The sequence below is a fragment of the Pseudomonas sp. DWP3-1-3b3 genome (genome assembly GCF_049896305.1).
Classification (GTDB): Bacteria; Pseudomonadota; Gammaproteobacteria; order Pseudomonadales; family Pseudomonadaceae; genus Aquipseudomonas; species Aquipseudomonas azotoformans_A.
Genome location: NZ_JAFCUA010000002.1, coordinates 296,380 through 313,832, shown reverse-complemented (window position 1 = coordinate 313,832; position 17,453 = coordinate 296,380). Strand labels below are relative to the sequence as shown.

Here is a 17,453-nt window from a genome sequence, read left to right as displayed (position 1 = left end):
CGATCAGGGCGCCAGGCTGGAGGTGCTCTGGCCGACTGCCAGTCCGGCGCGAATGGCAGCGAGAGCCGCCTGGTAATACGCCTTACCCTCCGGTGACTCGGCAAACGTCGCGAATTCTTCCAGCTCCGGGTCGGACAAATCCCGATAGACGTACAGCAGCGTGTTGTTCAGATCCTTGTCGATCTGCTGCATCAACCGCTCACGCTGGCCGTTCAACATGCCTTGGGCCTGCCCACCGCCCAGCAGGCCGGGAATCATCTGGCTCAAGCTATCGGCCGCGACTCCGGCAATCGCCAGGCTGACTTCCGCACCGGCTTCTCGGGCCGGCAGGGCCTGGGCCAGGTGGCCGATGATCAGGCTGCGAGTCGCGTCGGCGTCGATTTTCGGCAGGCCCTGGGCGTTTTTCGCCAGTTGATCACGGCGCGTGGCGAGCAACTCGGCGGCGACAATCTTGCGGCCCAGGGGCGATTGGAAAAACGCCAGGGCCGGTTTGGGATCCGCCAGGTTCTTGCGCAATTGCGCTTCGGCACGCTGGTCCACAGCCTGGGCGGCGAAGCGTTTATTGCTGTTGTCCACCAGCGCCTGGTACACCGCCGGTGGCAAGCTGTTGCGGTAACGCTGCTGGGCGGCACTGAGGGCATCATTGAAATGCGCACGTTGTTCGGCCCAGCCGGCGACCTTGTACAACTGGTCATGGCCGTCTGCCCAGGCGGGCAAAACGCAGAACATCAGCAAGGAAAAAAACAAACGACGCATATGGACTCCTGTCAGTCGGCCACTATTGTCCGTGTCGGGCGTAGGATTTGTCGAGAAGTCCTATCAGTCACCTGACTAAAGTGCAGTCAGACGCTCGGCGGCTCTGTCGGATTCACAGGCGTATGGATACTATGCGCGCCATGCAAATACCCCTCGATCACCCCTTGCTGCAACGTATTGTCGACGACCTGGCCGAAAAGGGCTGGTCCCGGCAGGACGGCTTCCTGCCCCAGGCTCTGACCCTGGAACTGGCGGCTGAGTGCCGTAAACGTGCGGCCGAGGGTGAACTGGCCCCGGCGGCGGTGGGGCGCGGCCCGGCCCAGGAGATTCGCGAAGGCATTCGCGGTGACCATATCCAGTGGTTGGAGGACGGCGACGCGGCGGTCTGCGACACCTACATGGCGCTGATGGACAGCCTGCGTTTGGCGATGAACCGTGGTCTGTTCCTCGGCCTGGAAGATTTCGAAAGCCATTTCGCGATGTACCCACCGGGAGCGTTCTACCTCAAGCACCTGGACCGTTTCCGCGACGATGACCGGCGCATGGTCTCGGCGGTGATCTACTTGAACGATGCCTGGCTGCCCGAGCATGGCGGTCAGTTGCGCATGTACCTCAAGGACGACGTCGAATACGATGTGGTACCCACCGGCGGTTGCCTGGTGGTGTTCCTGTCGGGCGAAGTGCCCCACGAAGTCATGCCCGCCACGCGCGAACGCCTGTCCCTCACCGGCTGGTTTCGTCGGCGGGGCAACGAGCCGTTCTGAATATGGAAAAAATACTGATCAGCCGCTGCCTGCTGGGGCACAAGGTGCGCTATGACGGTGGGGCGAGCGGGCCGTTTGACCAACTGGCGGTGTGGCAAGCCGAAGGGCGTGTGGTTGCCATCTGCCCGGAAGTGTCGGGTGGTTTGCCCACGCCACGACCCGCTGCCGAAATTCCAGGCGGGCAAGGCGTGGATGTCTGGGAGGGCCGCGCCCAGGTGCTCACCGCCGAGGGCGAAGACTTCAGCGCGGCGTTCCTTGAGGGCGCGCGCCAGGCCCTGGCGCTGGTGCAGCGCCACAACATCCGCATCGCCGTACTCAAGGCCAATAGCCCGTCGTGCGGCAACCTGCTCACCTATGACGGCACGTTTTCGGGTGTGAAAGTGAGTGGCGAAGGTGTGACGGCGGCGCTGCTGAGGCAGCATGGCGTTCAGGTGTTCAGTGAGCTGGAGTTGCCCGAGGCGACGCAAGCCCTGGCCAAGTTCTCAGATCTGACTTAGATCAAAGTGTGGGAGCGGGCTTGCTCGCGAATGCAGGGGGTCAGTTACTGCATGGGGTTCTGACCCACCGCCTTCGCGAGCAAGCCCGCTCCCACATTTGTTTTACTGTGCCTGTGCTACCGGCGTTTCACCTTCCAACCACTTCTGCGCCAACGCCTTCAACCGGCCATCCGCCTTCACGCGCTGCAAGGCCTTGTCCAGGCTCGCCTTGAACGCTGGATTTCCTTTCTGAAAGGGAATCGCCAGCGCTGGCTTCTCGCTGTAAAGCTCACTGAAATCGAACCGATCCTGCAGCGCGGCAGTCATAGCGATATGGTTGATGGCCACGTCGTATTTGCCGGTTTCCACGCCTGGGAGCAGGTCGGCGTCATCGGTGGTGATGAACGAGGGGCGCACGTCCATTTCCTTGGCCAGTTGCTCGCCCAGTTCCACTTCGAAGCCGGTGAGTTTTTCGCCTTCCTTGAAGTTGTACGGTGGGGTGTTGGCTTCAAGGGCGATGCGCAGTTCGCCACGGTCGAACACATCATCAACCAGTTCGGCATGAGCCAAAGGGCTCAGAAGGGGCAGCAACAGTAACAGGCCAGGCGAAAAGCGCATGGTCACTCCTAGAGATTTTTAATGTGCGAGGCGCCGTTCAGCATCGCTTTGCTATGGTGTTGAGTGCCTTGGACAGCAATTTGTCGCGAAGTTGTCATAACCCTACAGATTTCACAGAAAAACTGGAGAAGCGAATGAAAGCCCTTTTGTCCCGTGCAAGCCTTGCCAGCCTGTTGCTGGGTGCCTCGATGTTGGCGAATGCCGCTGATGTGCCTCGTACGCCTGCTCCCAAAGGCGCCGAGGTGTTTATCGTCTCGCCCAAAGACGGCGCAACCGTCGACAAAACCTTCACCGTCAAATTCGGCGTCAAGGGCCTGGACCTGGAACCGATCGACAAGCAAGTACCGGGCGCCGGCCATCACCACCTGCTGGTCGACCAGGACGTGACGTCGCTCAAGGCCGACGAAGCCATTCCAGCCACCGCCACGTCGATTCACTTCGGCAAGGCGCAAACCGAGACCGAGCTGACCCTCGCACCTGGCAAGCACACCTTGCAGCTGGTGGCGGGCGATAACGTGCACCGCCAGTTCGAGCCCACTGTAGTCTCGAAAGTGATCACGGTTAACGTTAAGTAAGATTTGTTCAGATGCAAAAAAGGGAGCCCCGAGGGGCTCCCTTTTTCATGTTGCGGCGAAACCTTAGAACAACACGCGGCTACGAATCGTGCCGTTGATGTGCTGCAGCTTCTCTTGCGCCAGGTCCGAGTACTCGGCGTCGACGTCGATCACCACGTAGCCGACCTTCTCGTTGGTCTGCAGGAACTGACCGGAGATGTTGATGCCGTTTTCTGCGAAGACCTTGTTGATCTCCATCATCACGCCAGGGATGTTCTGGTGGATGTGCAGCAGACGGTGCTTGCCAGGGTGGGCCGGCAGGGCCACTTCCGGGAAGTTCACGGACGACACCGACGTACCGTTGTCGCTGTACTTGACCAGCTTCTCCGACACTTCCAGGCCGATGTTGGCTTGGGCTTCGGCAGTGGAGCCGCCGATGTGCGGGGTCAGGATCACGTTGTCCAGGCCACGCAGCGGGCTCTCGAAGATGTCGTCGTTGGAGCGTGGCTCCACCGGGAACACGTCGATGGCAGCGCCGATCAGGTGCTTGTCCTTGATCGCGTCGGCCAGGGCGTCCAACTCGACCACGGTGCCACGGGCAGCGTTGATCAGGATGCCGCCTTTCTTGATGGCGCGGATTTCCTTCTCGCCGATCATCCACTGGGTCTCAGCGGTTTCCGGAACGTGCAGGGTCACGATGTCGGACATGCCCAACAGCTCGGTCAGGCTGGCCACTTGCGTGGCGTTGCCCAATGGCAGCTTGGTCAGGGTGTCGTAGAAGAACACCTGCATGCCGAGGCCTTCGGCCAGGACCGACAACTGAGTACCGATCGAGCCGTAACCGACGATACCCAGCTTCTTGCCACGGATTTCGAAGGAGTTGGCTGCGCTCTTGATCCAGCCGCCACGGTGGCAGGACGCGTTCTTCTCAGGAATGCCGCGCAACAACAGGATGGCCTCGGCCAGCACCAGCTCCGCAACGGAACGGGTGTTGGAGTACGGTGCGTTGAACACCGCGATGCCGCGCTCGCGCGCTGCGTTGAGGTCGACCTGGTTGGTGCCGATGCAGAAACAGCCGACCGCCACGAGTTTCTTGGCGTGATCGAAGATCTCTTCGGTCAGCTGAGTGCGGGAGCGAATGCCGATGAAGTGCGCGTCGGCGATCTTTTCCTTGAGTTGGGCTTCCGGCAGAGAACTGGTGATGTACTCAATGCTGGTGTACCCGGCGGCTTTCAGAACGTCGACAGCCGATGGGTGGACGCCTTCCAGAAGAAGGAACTTGATCTTGCTCTTATCGAGAGAAGTCTTGCTCATCTGCGTAAACCTGTATCCCGGAGAAAAATGGCAGGGAATCGGATCACGTAAGCTGACCCGGACGGCAGGAAAGCCGTCACCGCAGAAACGCCCTTGGGCTCTGTCCTGCGGGGGCGGTATGCTAGCATACGCGCCCCGCAAACACTCATTCCTGCGACGTGAAGCGTTCTCAGGATGACCATGAATTGTTCGAGAGTTCTGTCGATGACCCATCCTGCCCTGATTGATGAGCTAAAGACCCTGGTTGAGCCCGGCAAAGTGCTGACCGATGCAGACTCCCTGGAGGCTTACGGCAAGGATTGGACCAAGCACTTCGCACCCGCGCCGACCGCCATTGTCTTCCCCAAGACCACTGAGCAGGTCCAGGCCATTGTGCGTTGGGCCAATACCCACAAGGTGGCGCTGGTGCCATCGGGCGGGCGTACCGGCTTGTCCGCCGCTGCCGTGGCGGCAAATGGCGAAGTGGTCGTGTCGTTCGACTATATGAACCAGATCCTCGACGTGAACCTCACCGACCGCACCGCCGTGTGCCAGCCGGGCGTGGTCACCAAGCAATTGCAGAACGTCGCTGAAGAAAAAGGCCTGTACTACCCGGTGGACTTCGCATCGTCCGGTTCCAGCCAGATTGGCGGCAATATCGGCACCAATGCCGGCGGGATCAAGGTGATTCGCTACGGCATGACCCGCAACTGGGTGGCCGGCATGAAGGTCGTCACCGGCAAGGGTGACGTACTGGAGCTGAACCGCGACCTGATCAAGAACGCCACCGGCTACGACATGCGCCAGCTGTTCATCGGCGCTGAAGGCACCCTCGGCTTTGTGGTCGAAGCCACTATGCGCCTGGACCGTGCGCCGAAAAACCTCACCGCCATGGTGCTCGGTACGACCGACTTCGACTCGATCATGCCGGTCTTGCACGCGTTCCAGAGCAAGCTGGACCTGACTGCCTTCGAATTTTTCTCCGACAAGGCCCTGGCCAAGGTCATGGGCCGTGGCGACGTGCCGGCGCCGTTCGAAACCGAGTGCCCGTTCTACGCGCTGCTGGAATTCGAAGCCACCACCGAAGAAGTCGCCAACCATGCGCTGGAAACCTTCGAGCATTGCGTGGAGCAGGGCTGGGTGCTGGACGGCGTGATGAGCCAGAGCGAAACCCAACTGCATAACCTGTGGAAACTGCGCGAGTACATCTCCGAGACCATTTCCCACTGGACCCCGTACAAGAACGATATCTCGGTGACTGTCTCCAAAGTGCCGGCGTTCTTGAAGGAAATCGACGCGATCGTCGGCGAACACTACCCCGACTTCGAAATCGTCTGGTTCGGTCACATCGGCGACGGCAACCTGCACCTGAACATCCTCAAGCCGGAAAACCTGAGCAAGGACGAGTTCTTCGCCAAGTGCGCCACCGTGAACAAGTGGGTGTTTGAAACCGTCGAGAAGTACAACGGTTCGATCTCCGCCGAACACGGCGTGGGCATGACCAAGCATGACTACCTGACTTACAGCCGCTCGCCGGTTGAAATCGAATACATGAAGGCCGTCAAAGCCGTGTTCGACCCGAACGGGATCATGAACCCTGGCAAGATCTTCGCTGTTTAATCGCCCTGAAGGAGTCGTTCCATGAGCTACCAGCACAAGTATGTCGACGGCACCAACATCCACTTTCCGGTCGGTAAAGTGGTGTGTATCGGGCGTAACTACGCCGAACACGCCAAGGAACTGGACAACCCGGTGCCGACCGAGCCGCTGCTGTTCATCAAGCCGGGCAGTTGTGTAGTGCCGCTGGAAGGCGGTTTCAGCATCCCGACCGAGCGCGGTTCGGTGCACTACGAGGCGGAAATCGCGGTATTGATCGGAAAACCCTTGTCGACCAAGCCCAGCCGTGAAGAAGTGTTGGATGCGATTTCCGGCTTCGCCCCGGCCCTGGACCTGACCCTGCGTGACAAACAGGCCGAGCTGAAAGCCAAGGGCCTGCCGTGGGAAATCGCCAAGTCTTTCGACGGTGCGGCGGTGATCGCGCCGTTCGTGGTGGGCAGCACCTTCCCGGACGTGACCGACATCGGCATCCGCCTGAGCATCAATGGCGAAGTGCGTCAGGATGGCAACAGCGCGCAGATGCTCAACCCGATCATCCCGATGATCCAGCACATGGCCGGCTGCTTCTCGCTGCAAGCGGGCGATGTGATCCTCACCGGCACCCCGGCTGGCGTGGGCCCGCTGAATGTGGGCGATGAGCTGGTGTTGGAACTGTCGGGTGTGAACCGCTTCGAAAGCAGCGTTCGCTAAAGCCCTGCCCCTGCAAAGGCCGGTGACCCGGCTTTTGCATTTTTTTCACACGCCATCCGGATAATCCCCAGCCTCTTGCGCGCGGGCCTGTCATTCCTGTGCTATCACCTAACGCTGACTTTCCGGAAAAAGCGCCCAATGGCCGTGTCCTTGCCCTCCGCTACACCCAAGCCGCGTTCTCGCTTTGCCTTGCGCTGGTATTCCTGGCTGTTGCTGGTGGGGGTGATCTCCTATGGCGTTGCCTGGGCCATGCACTGGGATGATCGCGGCGTGCTGTGGGTGCTGGAGCGTTTTGAAACGCCGGCCGAACGCCAGGAAAGCGTCTGGCTGCCGGACTACCAGGCTGTGATCGACGGTAAGCCTCTACCGGGCATGGAGAAGGACGAAGCGTCCGACGTCTCCTACAACCCTCAGACCAAAACCCTGTTTTCCGTGATGGGCAAGAACCCGTTCCTCGCTGAGTTGAGCCTGCAAGGCGACGTGCTGCGCAAGATGCCGCTCAACGGCTGGGATAACCCGGAAGGCGTGACGGTGATGGAAAACGGCTTGATCGCCGTGGTCGATGAGCGCCAGCACACACTGACCATCGTCAAGGTCGATGCCACCACCGTGGCGTTGAACAAGGCCGATTTCCCGAGTTATGACCTAGGCCCGTCCAAAGACCAGAACAAAGCCTTTGAAGCCATCACCTGGGACAAGCGCAACCAGCAGTTGGTACTGGGCGAGGAGCGCCCGCCGGCGTTGTTCACCTGGAAAAGCGACGGCGGTCCGACCCTGTCTGGCGATAAGCAGAAACTGGCCAGCAAAGAATTGGACATGCGTAACCTCTCGGCCCTGGCCGTCGACCCGCGTACCGGGCATTTGCTGGTGCTGTCGGCCGACTCCCACCTGCTGCTTGAGCTGGACGAGAAGGGCGAGCAAGTTAGCTTCATGACCCTGCTCGGCGGCTTCAATGGTCTCAAACACACCATTCCTCGGGCGGAAGGCGTGACCATGGACGAGAACGGCACGCTGTACATCGTCAGTGAACCCAATCTGTTCTATCGTTTCGAAAAACAGAAATAGCGGACAGTTTACGTCGGATATTTCTCTATCAGCGGCATTCGCCAGACACCGGGGCGCGTTTAAGTTTAAATTCAGACAGGCGTGATATTCATTCGCCACTTTTGAATTTGAGCCCCTCTGATGCGACGACTAGCCCGCCCCAAACCGATGCTCTTTATGCTTGCGCTGATCGTCCTGATCGGCGCCGGGGTCGTTGCGCAGCACTTTCGGCTGTTCGAGCGCGCCTGGTTCAACTGGCAAGTGTGGCGCCAGCCGGCGGACGAACGCTCCATCGGTCTGGCGGATTATCAGGTCGCCGTGGAAGCCCGGGTGATCGACGGTCTCAATGACGATGTCTCAGCCCTCACCTACGACCCCATCCGCAAAAGCCTGTTTACCGTCACCAATCAAAACGCCGAACTGATCGAGCTGTCCCTGGAGGGCAAGATCCTGCGGCGCATTCCTTTGGTCGGGTTTGGCGACGCCGAGGCCGTGGAGTACATCAGCGAGAACATCTACGTCATCAGCGATGAGCGTCAGCAGCGCTTGATCAAGGTGCATGTGGACGACGACACCCAATTCCTCGACGCCGCCGATGCGGAGCAGATGACCCTGGGCCTGCACGTGGGGGGCAACAAGGGCTTTGAGGGCCTGGCCTATGACTCGGTGGGCAAGCGCCTGTTCGTGGCCAAGGAGCGCGACCCGATGCTGATCTACGAGATCCATGGCTTTCCCCACTTCAAGCCGGAAAAAACCTACTCGGTGCACGTGGTCAACAACCCCAAGCGGGATGCCGGATTGTTTGTGCGTGACCTGTCGAGCCTGCAATACGACGAGCGCAGCGGCCATCTGCTGGCGCTGTCGGATGAGTCCTTCCTGGTGCTGGAACTGGATATCGACGGTCGCCCGCTGAGCAGTCTGTCACTGCTGAACGGGCGCCATGGCCTGAAAAAGCGGGTGCCTCAGGCGGAAGGGATCGCGATGGACGATGACGGTAACCTCTACCTCACCAGCGAGCCGAACCTGTTTTACGTGTTCAAGAAGCCTTGAGGGTTTTCACGCCTTCGGCGGTGCCCAGCAGCAGCACATCCGCCGGCCGTGCGGCGAACAAGCCGTTGGTGACCACGCCGACGATCGCGTTGATCTGAGTTTCCAGCTCCACCGGATGAGTGATCTGCATGTTGAACACGTCGAGGATGATGTTGCCGTTGTCGGTCAACACGCCTTCGCGGTACACCGGGTCGCCGCCCAGTTTCACCAGCTCGCGGGCCACGTGGCTGCGGGCCATCGGGATCACTTCCACCGGCAGCGGGAACGCGCCGAGTACCGGCACCAGCTTGCTGGCGTCGGCGATGCAGATAAAGGTCTTGGCCACGGCCGCGACGATTTTCTCGCGGGTCAGGGCTGCGCCGCCGCCTTTGATCAGGTTCAGGTGTTCGTCGCTTTCATCGGCGCCGTCGACGTAGAACTCCAGGTCGCTCACGGTGTTGAGCTCGTACACCGGGATGCCATGGCCTTTCAGGCGCGCGGCGGTGGCTTCGGAGCTGGCCACGGCGCCGTCGAACGCGCCCTTGTGCTGGGCCAGTGCGTCGATGAAGCAGTTGGCAGTGGAGCCGGTGCCGACACCGACGATGCTCTTGTCGTCGAGTTTAGGAAGGATTAAATCGACGGCGGCCTGGGCCACTGCCTGTTTGAGTTGATCCTGGGTCATGCGGGCTCCGGAACGGGCGGGGAGTTAACGAGGGGCGCGAGTATAACCCAACAAAACCTCTGGATTCGTGTGGTCGCCCGGCCAAAAGCCGGGTTAGACTCCTTGGCCCTGCCAAACCGTGAAAGTAGATGCCCGCCAATGCTTGAACAGTACGTCAAAAAGATCCTTACCTCGCGCGTTTACGACGTTGCCGTAGAAACCCCGTTGCAGACCGCCCGCCAGCTCTCCGAGCGGCTGGGCAACCAGGTCTGGCTCAAGCGTGAAGACTTGCAGCCGGTGTTCTCGTTCAAGATTCGCGGCGCCTATAACAAGTTGACCCAGCTGACGGCTGAGGAGCGCGCACGCGGCGTGGTCACGGCGTCTGCGGGCAACCATGCCCAGGGCCTGGCCCTGGCGGCCAAGGTGCTGGGGGTCAAGGCCACTATCGTGATGCCCAAGACCACCCCGGAGATCAAGGTCGAGGGTGTGCGCTCCCGTGGCGGCAAAGTGGTGCTGCATGGTGATTCCTTCCCGGAAGCCCTGGCCTACTCGCTGAAACTGGTCGACGAAAAAGGCTACGTCTACATTCACCCCTACGATGATCCGCACACCATTGCCGGGCAGGGCACCGTGGCGATGGAGATCCTGCGCCAGCATCCGGGGCCGCTGGACGCGATTTTCGTTCCGGTGGGCGGCGGCGGGCTGATTGCCGGGATTGCGGCGTACGTGAAGTACCTGCGTCCGGACATCAAGATCATCGGCGTCGAGCCGGACGACTCCAATTGCCTGCAAGCCGCGCTGGCGGCGGGCGAGCGCGTGGTGTTGCCGACTGTCGGTATCTTTGCCGATGGCGTGGCGGTAGCGCAGATCGGCCAGCACACGTTTGATATCTGCAAAGACTATGTCGACGAAGTGATCACTGTGAGCACCGATGAAATCTGTGCGGCGATCAAGGACATCTACGACGACACCCGTTCCATCACCGAGCCGGCAGGGGCATTGGGTGTGGCGGGGATCAAGAAGTATGTGGAGACCCGTGGCGTCACCGGGCAAACCCTGGTGGCGATCGACTCTGGCGCCAACGTCAACTTCGACCGCCTGCGCCATGTGGCCGAGCGCGCCGAGTTGGGTGAGGGCCGCGAAGCCATCATCGCTGTGACCATCCCCGAGAAACCTGGCAGCTTCAAGGCGTTCTGCGAGGCCGTGGGCAAGCGCCAGATCACTGAATTCAACTACCGCTTCCACTCCGGCAGCGAGGCGCACATCTTTGTCGGCGTGCAGACCCACCCGGAAAACGACCCGCGAAGCGCGCTGATCGCCAGTCTCACCAGTCAGGGTTTCCCGGTGCTGGACCTGACCGAGAACGAACTGGCCAAGCTGCACATCCGCCATATGGTCGGTGGCCATGCGGCCCACGTCAGCAATGAAGTGGTGTTTCGCTTCGAATTCCCGGAGCGTCCGGGGGCCTTGTTCAACTTTCTTAACAAATTGGGCGGGCGCTGGAACATCTCGATGTTCCACTATCGCAACCACGGCGCGGCCGACGGCCGTGTGGTCGCCGGCCTGCAAGTGCCGGCGGACGAGCGTCACCTGGTACCGGCGGCCCTGGAAGCCATTGGCTACCCGTACTGGGATGAAAGCGATAACCCGGCCTACAAACTGTTCCTCGGTTGAGCGACTACGCTGATGGGGGCGGCCTTTGAGAGATAAGAGACATGGAAACCCTGATCACCCTGAAAGTTATCCACATCGCGGCCACGGTATTGCTGCTGCTTAGCGGCCTGGGCCTGGCGATACTGGCCTGGCGCAAACGCAGCGCGGGCCCCGCGGTGACCGTGCAGCGCCCCTGGGCGTTCGTCTGGTTGTTGATGGGCGTGTGTGTGGTGAGCATGCCGTTTACCGGCTGGTGGCTGGTGCACCTGATCGGCTGGCCGCTGGGGCAGACCTGGATCCTGGGTTCCAGCCTCCTCTACACCGTGGCGGCGCTGGCCTGGTTCTGGCTGGTGGCGCGCCTCAATCGCCTGCGCAAGGGCGAGGGCGGTAGCCTGAACTTCACGCTGGTGCTGGCGGTGGTCAGCCTGGTGGGGTTCGTCGCGATTGCCGGGTTGATGGGTGCCAAGCCCGTCTAGATGAGCGCTTACCTGCTACTGAAAACCCTGCATATCCTGTCGTCGACCGTCCTGTTCGGGCTGGGCGCGGGCTCGGCTTACTATGCGCTGCGCGCCTGGCGCACGGGCAATGTGGAAGTGATCGCCGCGACCTTCAAGCACCTGGTGTTCGCCGACTGGGCGTTTACCGCGACCACGGCGGTGTTCCAGCCGTTGAGCGGGATTGGCTTGATGCATCTGGCGGGCTGGTCGCTGCAGCAGAGTTGGTTGCAGTGGACGTTCGGCTTGTATGTGTTGGCGGGGATCTGCTGGCTGCCGGTGGTGTGGCTGCAGATTCGTGTGCACAGGATGGCAGAGCAGGCGCTGCGGGACGGCACGGCGATGCCGATCAAGGCCGCGACCTATATGCGCTGGTGGTTTGGCCTGGGGTGGCCGGCGTTTTTGGCGTTCATGGTGATTTTTTATTTGATGGTGGCCAAGCCGATGTAAGGCTTGACCACCACTGATCATCAGCTTCGCAGTGTGATCACCGGCCAGCCACGCTTCTCGGCTTCAGCCCGTAGATTCGGATCCGGATCCACCGCCACCGGATGAGTCACCTGCTCCAGCAACGGCAGGTCATTCATCGAGTCACTGTAGAAGTAGCTGTCTTCCAGACTGTACCCGGTCTCTTCCAGCCAACGGTTCAAGCGCGTCACCTTGCCTTCGCGAAAGCACGGCACGTCAGTGCTGCGCCCGGTGTAGCGGCCGTTTTCCATCTCGCACTCGGTGGCGATCAAGGTTTCCACGCCCAGGCGTGCGGCAATCGGCGCGGTGACGAAGCGGTTGGTGGCGGTGATGATCACCAGCTTGTCACCGGCGGCGCGGTGTTTGGCCAGCAGTTCGGCGGCCAGGGGCAGCATCAGCGCGTCGATGCAGTCGCGCATGAAGTCGTTGTGCCACTCGTCTAACTGAGCCATCTCGGTACGGCCGAGGATTTCCAGGCTGAAGTTCAGGTAGGCGGCGTTGTCGAGCTTGCCGGCCAGGTAATCCTGGTAGAACTCGTCGTTGCGGGCCTTGTAGGCGATCGGGTCGAGAATCCCGCGTTCACAGAGGTAATCGCCCCAGGCGTGATCGCTGTCACCGCCGAGGAGGGTGTTGTCCAAGTCGAATAAAGCCAGGCGCATTGCAGTTACTCGCTGAAATGTCTGTAAAAAGGCGTCCAGAATACGGTCTTTTCACAAGAGTGCACATAAGGTAAGAAGCCTCGTTGCCGCTTCATCAACCTTTGTGGAACAATGCGGCGACATGCGTTTGCGAGGTTGTTGCCGTGATCGACCCCGATGGTTTCCGTCCTAATGTCGGGATTATTCTTACGAATGATGCCGGACAGGTGCTATGGGCTCGCCGAATCAACCAAGATGCCTGGCAGTTTCCTCAAGGCGGAATCAACCCCGACGAAACCCCTGAAGACGCCTTGTACCGTGAGTTGAATGAAGAAGTCGGCCTTGAGCGCGAAGATGTACAGATTCTGGCCTGTACCCGTGGCTGGTTGCGCTATCGTTTGCCGCAACGCCTGGTGCGTACCCACAGCCAACCGCTGTGCATCGGCCAGAAGCAGAAATGGTTTCTCCTGCGCCTGATCTCCAACGAGCAGCGGGTGCGGATGGATTTGACCGGTAAACCGGAGTTCGATGGTTGGCGCTGGGTCAGCTATTGGTATCCGTTGGGCCAGGTGGTGACATTCAAGCGCGAGGTTTATCGTCGCGCTCTCAAAGAGCTTGCCCCGCGCCTTTTAGCGCGCGACTGACGACGGAGTTCGACCCCGAGCCATGCTCAATACGCTGCGCAAGATCGTCCAGGAAGTTAACTCCGCCAAGGATCTCAAGGCGGCGTTGGGGATTATTGTGTTGCGCGTCAAGGAAGCCATGGGCAGCCAGGTCTGCTCGGTTTACCTGCTGGACCCCGAGACCAACCGTTTTGTGCTGATGGCCACCGAGGGCTTGAACAAGCGCTCGATCGGCAAGGTCAGCATGGCGCCCAATGAAGGTCTGGTGGGCCTGGTGGGGACGCGTGAAGAACCCCTGAACCTTGAAAACGCGGCCGATCACCCGCGTTATCGCTACTTTGCCGAAACCGGCGAAGAGCGTTACGCCTCGTTCCTCGGCGCACCGATCATTCACCACCGCCGCGTTGTCGGCGTGTTGGTCATCCAGCAAAAAGAACGCCGCCAGTTCGACGAAGGTGAAGAAGCCTTCCTCGTGACCATGAGCGCGCAGCTCGCAGGCGTAATCGCCCACGCTGAAGCCACCGGCTCGATTCGCGGCCTGGGGCGTGAAGGCAAGGGCATCCAGGAAGCCAAGTTCGTCGGCGTGCCGGGTTCACCGGGTGCTGCGGTCGGTACGGCGGTGGTCATGTTGCCGCCGGCGGACCTGGATGTGGTGCCGGACAAGACCGTCAGCGACATTGACGCTGAAATCAAACTGTTCAAGACCGCCCTCGAAGGCGTGCGCGCCGACATGCGCAACCTGTCGAACAAGCTGGCCACTCAGTTGCGCCCCGAAGAGCGCGCACTGTTCGACGTGTACCAGATGATGCTCGATGACGCGTCGCTGGGTAACGAAGTCAAGACCGTGATCAAGACCGGCCAGTGGGCCCAGGGTGCGCTGCGCCAGGTGGTCACCGATCACGTCAACCGTTTTGAAATGATGGACGACGACTACCTGCGCGAGCGGGCCTCGGATGTGCGCGACCTCGGTCGCCGCCTGCTGGCCAAGCTGCAGGAAGACCGCACCACCAATCTCGTTTACCCCGACAACACCATCCTGGTCAGTGAAGAACTGACCGCCACCATGCTCGGCGAAGTGCCAGAGGGCAAGTTGGTGGGCCTGGTCTCGGTACTGGGTTCGGGCAACTCCCACGTCGCGATCCTGGCGCGTGCCATGGGCATCCCGACGGTGATGGGCTTGGTCGACCTGCCGTATGCCAAGGTCGACGGTATCGGCATGATCGTCGATGGCCATCGTGGTGAAGTGTTCACCAACCCCAGCGAAGTGTTGCGCAAGCAATACGCCGAGGTGGTTGAAGAAGAGAAACAACTGGCGCTGGGCCTCGACTCCTTGCGTGAGTTGCCATGCGTGACCACCGATGGTCACCGCGTGCCGTTGCTGGTCAACACCGGCCTGCTGGCCGACGTGGCCAGGGCGCAACAGCGCGGCGCCGAAGGGGTGGGACTGTACCGCACCGAAGTGCCGTTCATGATCAACCAGCGTTTCCCGAGCGAGAAGGAGCAGCTGGCGATTTATCGCGAGCAACTGCAGGCCTTCCACCCGTTGCCGGTGACCATGCGCAGCCTCGACATCGGCGGCGACAAGTCACTGTCGTATTTCCCGATCAAAGAGGACAACCCGTTCCTCGGCTGGCGCGGTATCCGTGTCACCCTCGACCACCCTGAAATTTTCCTCGTACAGACCCGCGCCATGCTCAAGGCCAGCGAAGGCCTGAATAACCTGCGCATCCTGCTGCCGATGATTTCCGGCACCCATGAGCTGGAAGAGGCGCTGCACCTGATCCACCGCGCCTGGGGCGAAGTGCGCGATGAAGGCGCTGACGTACCGATGCCGCCGATTGGCGTGATGATCGAAATCCCGGCGGCGGTGTACCAGGCCAAGGAACTGGCGCGACAGGTTGACTTCCTCTCGGTGGGTTCCAACGACCTGACCCAATACCTACTGGCCGTGGACCGTAACAACCCACGGGTGGCCGACCTCTACGACTACCTGCACCCGGCGGTGCTGCAAGCCCTGCAACACGTGGTGCGCGACGCCCATGCCGAAGGCAAGCCGGTGAGCATCTGCGGTGAGATGGCCGGCGACCCGGCGGCGGCAGTGCTGTTGATGGCGATGGGTTTTGACAGCCTGTCGATGAACGCCACCAACTTGCCGAAAGTGAAGTGGATGTTGCGCCAGGTTGAGTTGAGCATGGCCAAGGATCTGCTGGCGGAGTTGATGACCATCGACAACCCGCAAGTTATCCACAGCTCGTTGCAGTTGGCGCTGAAGAATCTGGGGCTGACCCGGATGATCAACCCAGCCTCGGCGAAAACCCTCTAGACCGAGTCGCCTTCATCGCGGGCAAGCCCGGCTCCCACATTGGAATGCATTTCAAATGTGGGAGCCGGGCTTGCCCGCGATAGCGGTAGCCCAAGCACCGCTAAATTCTGAGCTCTACCTCGCCAAGTCGCCCACCATGCGGCCCAAAACTGCGCTCCACCATCCGCCGTGTCCCGTCGGCATTCACAATCAATGCCGTACTCGCCCTCGTCCCATAACTGGGGCTGGCAATAAACACGCTCGATAACAAACTCTCCGTCGCCAACCCCACGCCGGTATCCGGCAGGTCTGCAAACGGCGCCGTCTTCGGGTCGCTCAATATCTTCAGCAACGCCTCCGGCTGCGGATCATCCAGCACCGCACTCAACGCCGCCTTGGCCTTGAGCAGCTTGGGCCACGGCGTATCCAACCCGGCGTTGGACAACCCATACACCCCAGCCTCCAATCGCGTCGGCTCAGTGTGGTTGGCGTTGTAATGCCATAGCTCATCGCGCGTGCCCACCAGCAGGTTAAATCCGGCATATTCAATCGAACGGCCGTTAACATCGGCCAAATACTCGTCTATCGGCAGGGAACCGTTGAGAAATCGCGCCACCAACTCGCCACGGGACTTACGGGCCGGCGGCTGGTGCGGGTCACGGATATTGGTCAGGGCGGCAAAGCGCCCATCGGCATTCACTCCCAACCACGTGCCGCCTGCCTCCTGATCGCGGCCGGCGTAGACCTCGGGCGCATCCAGCCACTGGGCCAGCGGCAGGCTGGGGCGGGCGTAGAACTCATCGCGGTTGGCCGCGACGATCAGCGGCTGGGCGTGGCCCGGCCGCCAGGCGAAAACAATCAGGCACATCAGGCGATCCCTTTTGTGTTTTTAGCCACTCTACCCACTCAAGCCGAGGCGTTCCATCGTATCCAGTTGGGTCGCATGCCTTCCATCCGTTAACATGCCGGACTTGGTTCGGGGGCTCCCATGGAATTTCTGCTGTATTTGCTGCTCGGCGCCTGTGCGGGTGTACTCGCCGGGCTGTTTGGCGTGGGCGGCGGGATCATCATCGTGCCGGTGCTGGTGTTCAGCTTCACCTTGCAGGGCTTCGATCCGCAGGTGCTGACCCACCTGGCCGTGGGCACTTCGCTTGCGACCATCATCTTTACCTCGGTGAATGCCGTGCGCGAGCACCACCGGCGGGGCGCGGTGCGTTGGCCGATCTTTGTGTGGATGACCGTGGGCATCCTGATCGGCGCAGGCTTTGGCGCGCTGACCGCCGAGGCGATTTCCGGCCCGCACCTGCAAAAGATCATCGGCGTATTCGCCTTGCTGGTGGCCGTGCAACTGGCACTGGACGTCAAGCCCAAGGCCAGCCGAACGGTGCCGGGCAAGTTTGGCTTGACCGTCGCCGGTACGTTTATCGGCTGGGCCTCGGCGATTTTCGGGATTGGCGGCGGCTCGCTGACCGTGCCGTTTTTGACCTGGCGCAGCGTACCGATGCAGCAAGCGGTGGCCACTTCATCGGCCTGCGGCCTGCCGATTGCGCTGGCCAGTGCATTAAGTTTCATGATTCTGGGCTGGCATGACCCGCTGTTGCCCGCTCATAGTCTAGGGTTCGTGTATTTGCCGGCGCTGCTGGGCATTGCCCTGACCAGCATGGTGTTTGCCCGCTTTGGTGCGCGCTTGGCGCACAAGCTGTCGCCGCGTTTGCTGAAACGGCTATTCGCCGGACTGCTGTTCTGTGTCGGCTTAAACTTTTTGCTTTAAAG

19 protein-coding genes are annotated in these 17,453 nt (G+C 60.9%); 13 read left to right on the top strand and 6 right to left on the bottom strand.

From position 1 onward, the window contains the following. Nucleotides 1-3: 3 nt before the first annotated feature. Nucleotides 4-756 (bottom strand): DUF2059 domain-containing protein, encoded by a 753-nt coding sequence (locus ACP7BX_RS07810; protein WP_177074319.1) that lies wholly within the window; start codon nucleotides 754-756, stop codon nucleotides 4-6. A 131-nt stretch (nucleotides 757-887) separates the two neighbouring features. On the opposite strand from ACP7BX_RS07810, the gene ACP7BX_RS07805 reads away from it, so the two are divergent. Together ACP7BX_RS07805 and ACP7BX_RS07800 are read left to right on the top strand one after the other, a co-directional pair. Continuing rightward, the gene (locus tag ACP7BX_RS07805; protein WP_033897573.1) at nucleotides 888-1,520 is read left to right on the top strand and encodes a 2OG-Fe(II) oxygenase; all 633 of its coding nucleotides are present in this window, start codon (nucleotides 888-890) and stop codon (nucleotides 1,518-1,520) included. A 2-nt stretch (nucleotides 1,521-1,522) separates the two neighbouring features. Further along, nucleotides 1,523-2,017 (top strand): DUF523 domain-containing protein, encoded by a 495-nt coding sequence (locus ACP7BX_RS07800; RefSeq protein ID WP_426127220.1) that lies wholly within the window; start codon nucleotides 1,523-1,525, stop codon nucleotides 2,015-2,017. A gap of 102 nt (nucleotides 2,018-2,119) precedes the next feature. Here the strand turns inward: ACP7BX_RS07800 and ACP7BX_RS07795 are convergent, their stop codons facing one another. Beyond that, on the bottom strand, nucleotides 2,120-2,614 hold the full coding sequence (locus ACP7BX_RS07795) for a transporter substrate-binding domain-containing protein (protein WP_426127222.1): 495 nt from the start codon (nucleotides 2,612-2,614) through the stop codon (nucleotides 2,120-2,122). A gap of 134 nt (nucleotides 2,615-2,748) precedes the next feature. Between ACP7BX_RS07795 and ACP7BX_RS07790 the strand changes: the two genes are divergently transcribed. Continuing rightward, on the top strand, nucleotides 2,749-3,189 hold the full coding sequence (locus ACP7BX_RS07790) for a DUF4399 domain-containing protein (RefSeq protein ID WP_426127224.1): 441 nt from the start codon (nucleotides 2,749-2,751) through the stop codon (nucleotides 3,187-3,189). Between the two features lie 63 nt (nucleotides 3,190-3,252). Here ACP7BX_RS07790 and serA read toward each other — a convergent pair whose 3' ends face one another. Further along, nucleotides 3,253-4,482 (bottom strand): phosphoglycerate dehydrogenase, encoded by a 1,230-nt coding sequence (serA, locus tag ACP7BX_RS07785; protein WP_003195214.1) that lies wholly within the window; start codon nucleotides 4,480-4,482, stop codon nucleotides 3,253-3,255. 204 nt (nucleotides 4,483-4,686) lie between these two features. Here serA and ACP7BX_RS07780 point away from each other — a divergent pair, with 204 nt between their 5' ends. The 4 genes from ACP7BX_RS07780 to ACP7BX_RS07765 all read left to right on the top strand — a co-directional run bounded on the left by ACP7BX_RS07780 (nucleotide 4,687) and on the right by ACP7BX_RS07765 (nucleotide 8,862). Beyond that, entirely contained in the window at nucleotides 4,687-6,081 is a 1,395-nt protein-coding gene (locus tag ACP7BX_RS07780) for an FAD-binding oxidoreductase (RefSeq protein ID WP_426127226.1), read from the top strand. 21 nt (nucleotides 6,082-6,102) lie between these two features. Continuing rightward, nucleotides 6,103-6,768 (top strand): fumarylacetoacetate hydrolase family protein, encoded by a 666-nt coding sequence (locus ACP7BX_RS07775; protein WP_061434528.1) that lies wholly within the window; start codon nucleotides 6,103-6,105, stop codon nucleotides 6,766-6,768. A gap of 138 nt (nucleotides 6,769-6,906) precedes the next feature. Next, nucleotides 6,907-7,833 (top strand): SdiA-regulated domain-containing protein, encoded by a 927-nt coding sequence (locus tag ACP7BX_RS07770; RefSeq protein ID WP_033897578.1) that lies wholly within the window; start codon nucleotides 6,907-6,909, stop codon nucleotides 7,831-7,833. Nucleotides 7,834-7,953: 120 nt separating this feature from the next. After that, entirely contained in the window at nucleotides 7,954-8,862 is a 909-nt protein-coding gene (locus ACP7BX_RS07765; RefSeq protein WP_133075492.1) for an SdiA-regulated domain-containing protein, read from the top strand. Here ACP7BX_RS07765 and rpiA read toward each other — a convergent pair. Further along, nucleotides 8,849-9,523: a ribose-5-phosphate isomerase RpiA gene (rpiA, locus tag ACP7BX_RS07760; RefSeq protein WP_133075491.1), complete on the bottom strand. Its 675-nt coding sequence runs from the start codon at nucleotides 9,521-9,523 to the stop codon at nucleotides 8,849-8,851. The genes ACP7BX_RS07765 and rpiA overlap by 14 nt on opposite strands. 138 nt (nucleotides 9,524-9,661) lie before the next feature. Here rpiA and ilvA point away from each other — a divergent pair, with 138 nt between their 5' ends. Genes ilvA through ACP7BX_RS07745 form a run of 3 tightly spaced genes read left to right on the top strand, consistent with a single transcriptional unit; the run spans nucleotide 9,662 to nucleotide 12,099 of the window. Then, a complete protein-coding gene (gene ilvA, locus ACP7BX_RS07755) occupies nucleotides 9,662-11,176 on the top strand; it encodes a threonine ammonia-lyase, biosynthetic (protein WP_033897581.1) in 1,515 nt (504 codons plus the stop codon). A 41-nt stretch (nucleotides 11,177-11,217) separates the two neighbouring features. After that, on the top strand, nucleotides 11,218-11,631 hold the full coding sequence (locus ACP7BX_RS07750) for a DUF2269 family protein (protein WP_016979021.1): 414 nt from the start codon (nucleotides 11,218-11,220) through the stop codon (nucleotides 11,629-11,631). Beyond that, entirely contained in the window at nucleotides 11,632-12,099 is a 468-nt protein-coding gene (locus ACP7BX_RS07745; protein ID WP_314529556.1) for a DUF2269 domain-containing protein, read from the top strand. A gap of 20 nt (nucleotides 12,100-12,119) precedes the next feature. Here the strand turns inward: ACP7BX_RS07745 and ACP7BX_RS07740 are convergent, their stop codons facing one another. Further along, nucleotides 12,120-12,776 carry an HAD family hydrolase gene (locus tag ACP7BX_RS07740; protein WP_038850671.1) on the bottom strand — a complete coding sequence of 219 codons (657 nt, stop codon included), beginning with the start codon at nucleotides 12,774-12,776 and terminating at the stop codon, nucleotides 12,120-12,122. Nucleotides 12,777-12,919: 143 nt separating this feature from the next. On the opposite strand from ACP7BX_RS07740, the gene ACP7BX_RS07735 reads away from it, so the two are divergent. After that, a complete protein-coding gene (locus ACP7BX_RS07735) occupies nucleotides 12,920-13,399 on the top strand; it encodes an RNA pyrophosphohydrolase (RefSeq protein WP_003176750.1) in 480 nt (159 codons plus the stop codon). 22 nt (nucleotides 13,400-13,421) lie between these two features. Beyond that, nucleotides 13,422-15,701 carry a phosphoenolpyruvate--protein phosphotransferase gene (ptsP, locus tag ACP7BX_RS07730; protein ID WP_010207299.1) on the top strand — a complete coding sequence of 760 codons (2,280 nt, stop codon included), beginning with the start codon at nucleotides 13,422-13,424 and terminating at the stop codon, nucleotides 15,699-15,701. A gap of 100 nt (nucleotides 15,702-15,801) precedes the next feature. Here the strand turns inward: ptsP and ACP7BX_RS07725 are convergent, their stop codons facing one another. Further along, on the bottom strand, nucleotides 15,802-16,548 hold the full coding sequence (locus ACP7BX_RS07725; protein WP_426127231.1) for an NRDE family protein: 747 nt from the start codon (nucleotides 16,546-16,548) through the stop codon (nucleotides 15,802-15,804). A gap of 120 nt (nucleotides 16,549-16,668) precedes the next feature. Here ACP7BX_RS07725 and ACP7BX_RS07720 point away from each other — a divergent pair, with 120 nt between their 5' ends. Next, nucleotides 16,669-17,451, top strand: a complete 783-nt coding sequence (locus tag ACP7BX_RS07720) for a sulfite exporter TauE/SafE family protein (RefSeq protein WP_038850667.1) — start codon at nucleotides 16,669-16,671, stop codon at nucleotides 17,449-17,451. Nucleotides 17,452-17,453 lie beyond the last annotated feature (2 nt).

Bases quoted from the DNA above. Each gene is read 5' to 3' on its own strand.
- ACP7BX_RS07810 (WP_177074319.1), bottom strand. From the start codon at position 756: ATGCGTCGTTTGTTTTTTTCCTTGCTGATGTTCTGCGTTTTGCCCGCC.
- ACP7BX_RS07805 (WP_033897573.1), top strand. From the start codon at position 888: ATGCGCGCCATGCAAATACCCCTCGATCACCCCTTGCTGCAACGTATT.
- ACP7BX_RS07800 (WP_426127220.1), top strand. From the start codon at position 1,523: ATGGAAAAAATACTGATCAGCCGCTGCCTGCTGGGGCACAAGGTGCGC.
- ACP7BX_RS07795 (WP_426127222.1), bottom strand. From the start codon at position 2,614: ATGCGCTTTTCGCCTGGCCTGTTACTGTTGCTGCCCCTTCTGAGCCCT.
- ACP7BX_RS07790 (WP_426127224.1), top strand. From the start codon at position 2,749: ATGAAAGCCCTTTTGTCCCGTGCAAGCCTTGCCAGCCTGTTGCTGGGT.
- serA (WP_003195214.1), bottom strand. From the start codon at position 4,482: ATGAGCAAGACTTCTCTCGATAAGAGCAAGATCAAGTTCCTTCTTCTG.
- ACP7BX_RS07780 (WP_426127226.1), top strand. From the start codon at position 4,687: ATGACCCATCCTGCCCTGATTGATGAGCTAAAGACCCTGGTTGAGCCC.
- ACP7BX_RS07775 (WP_061434528.1), top strand. From the start codon at position 6,103: ATGAGCTACCAGCACAAGTATGTCGACGGCACCAACATCCACTTTCCG.
- ACP7BX_RS07770 (WP_033897578.1), top strand. From the start codon at position 6,907: ATGGCCGTGTCCTTGCCCTCCGCTACACCCAAGCCGCGTTCTCGCTTT.
- ACP7BX_RS07765 (WP_133075492.1), top strand. From the start codon at position 7,954: ATGCGACGACTAGCCCGCCCCAAACCGATGCTCTTTATGCTTGCGCTG.
- rpiA (WP_133075491.1), bottom strand. From the start codon at position 9,523: ATGACCCAGGATCAACTCAAACAGGCAGTGGCCCAGGCCGCCGTCGAT.
- ilvA (WP_033897581.1), top strand. From the start codon at position 9,662: ATGCTTGAACAGTACGTCAAAAAGATCCTTACCTCGCGCGTTTACGAC.
- ACP7BX_RS07750 (WP_016979021.1), top strand. From the start codon at position 11,218: ATGGAAACCCTGATCACCCTGAAAGTTATCCACATCGCGGCCACGGTA.
- ACP7BX_RS07745 (WP_314529556.1), top strand. From the start codon at position 11,632: ATGAGCGCTTACCTGCTACTGAAAACCCTGCATATCCTGTCGTCGACC.
- ACP7BX_RS07740 (WP_038850671.1), bottom strand. From the start codon at position 12,776: ATGCGCCTGGCTTTATTCGACTTGGACAACACCCTCCTCGGCGGTGAC.
- ptsP (WP_010207299.1), top strand. From the start codon at position 13,422: ATGCTCAATACGCTGCGCAAGATCGTCCAGGAAGTTAACTCCGCCAAG.
- ACP7BX_RS07725 (WP_426127231.1), bottom strand. From the start codon at position 16,548: ATGTGCCTGATTGTTTTCGCCTGGCGGCCGGGCCACGCCCAGCCGCTG.
- ACP7BX_RS07720 (WP_038850667.1), top strand. From the start codon at position 16,669: ATGGAATTTCTGCTGTATTTGCTGCTCGGCGCCTGTGCGGGTGTACTC.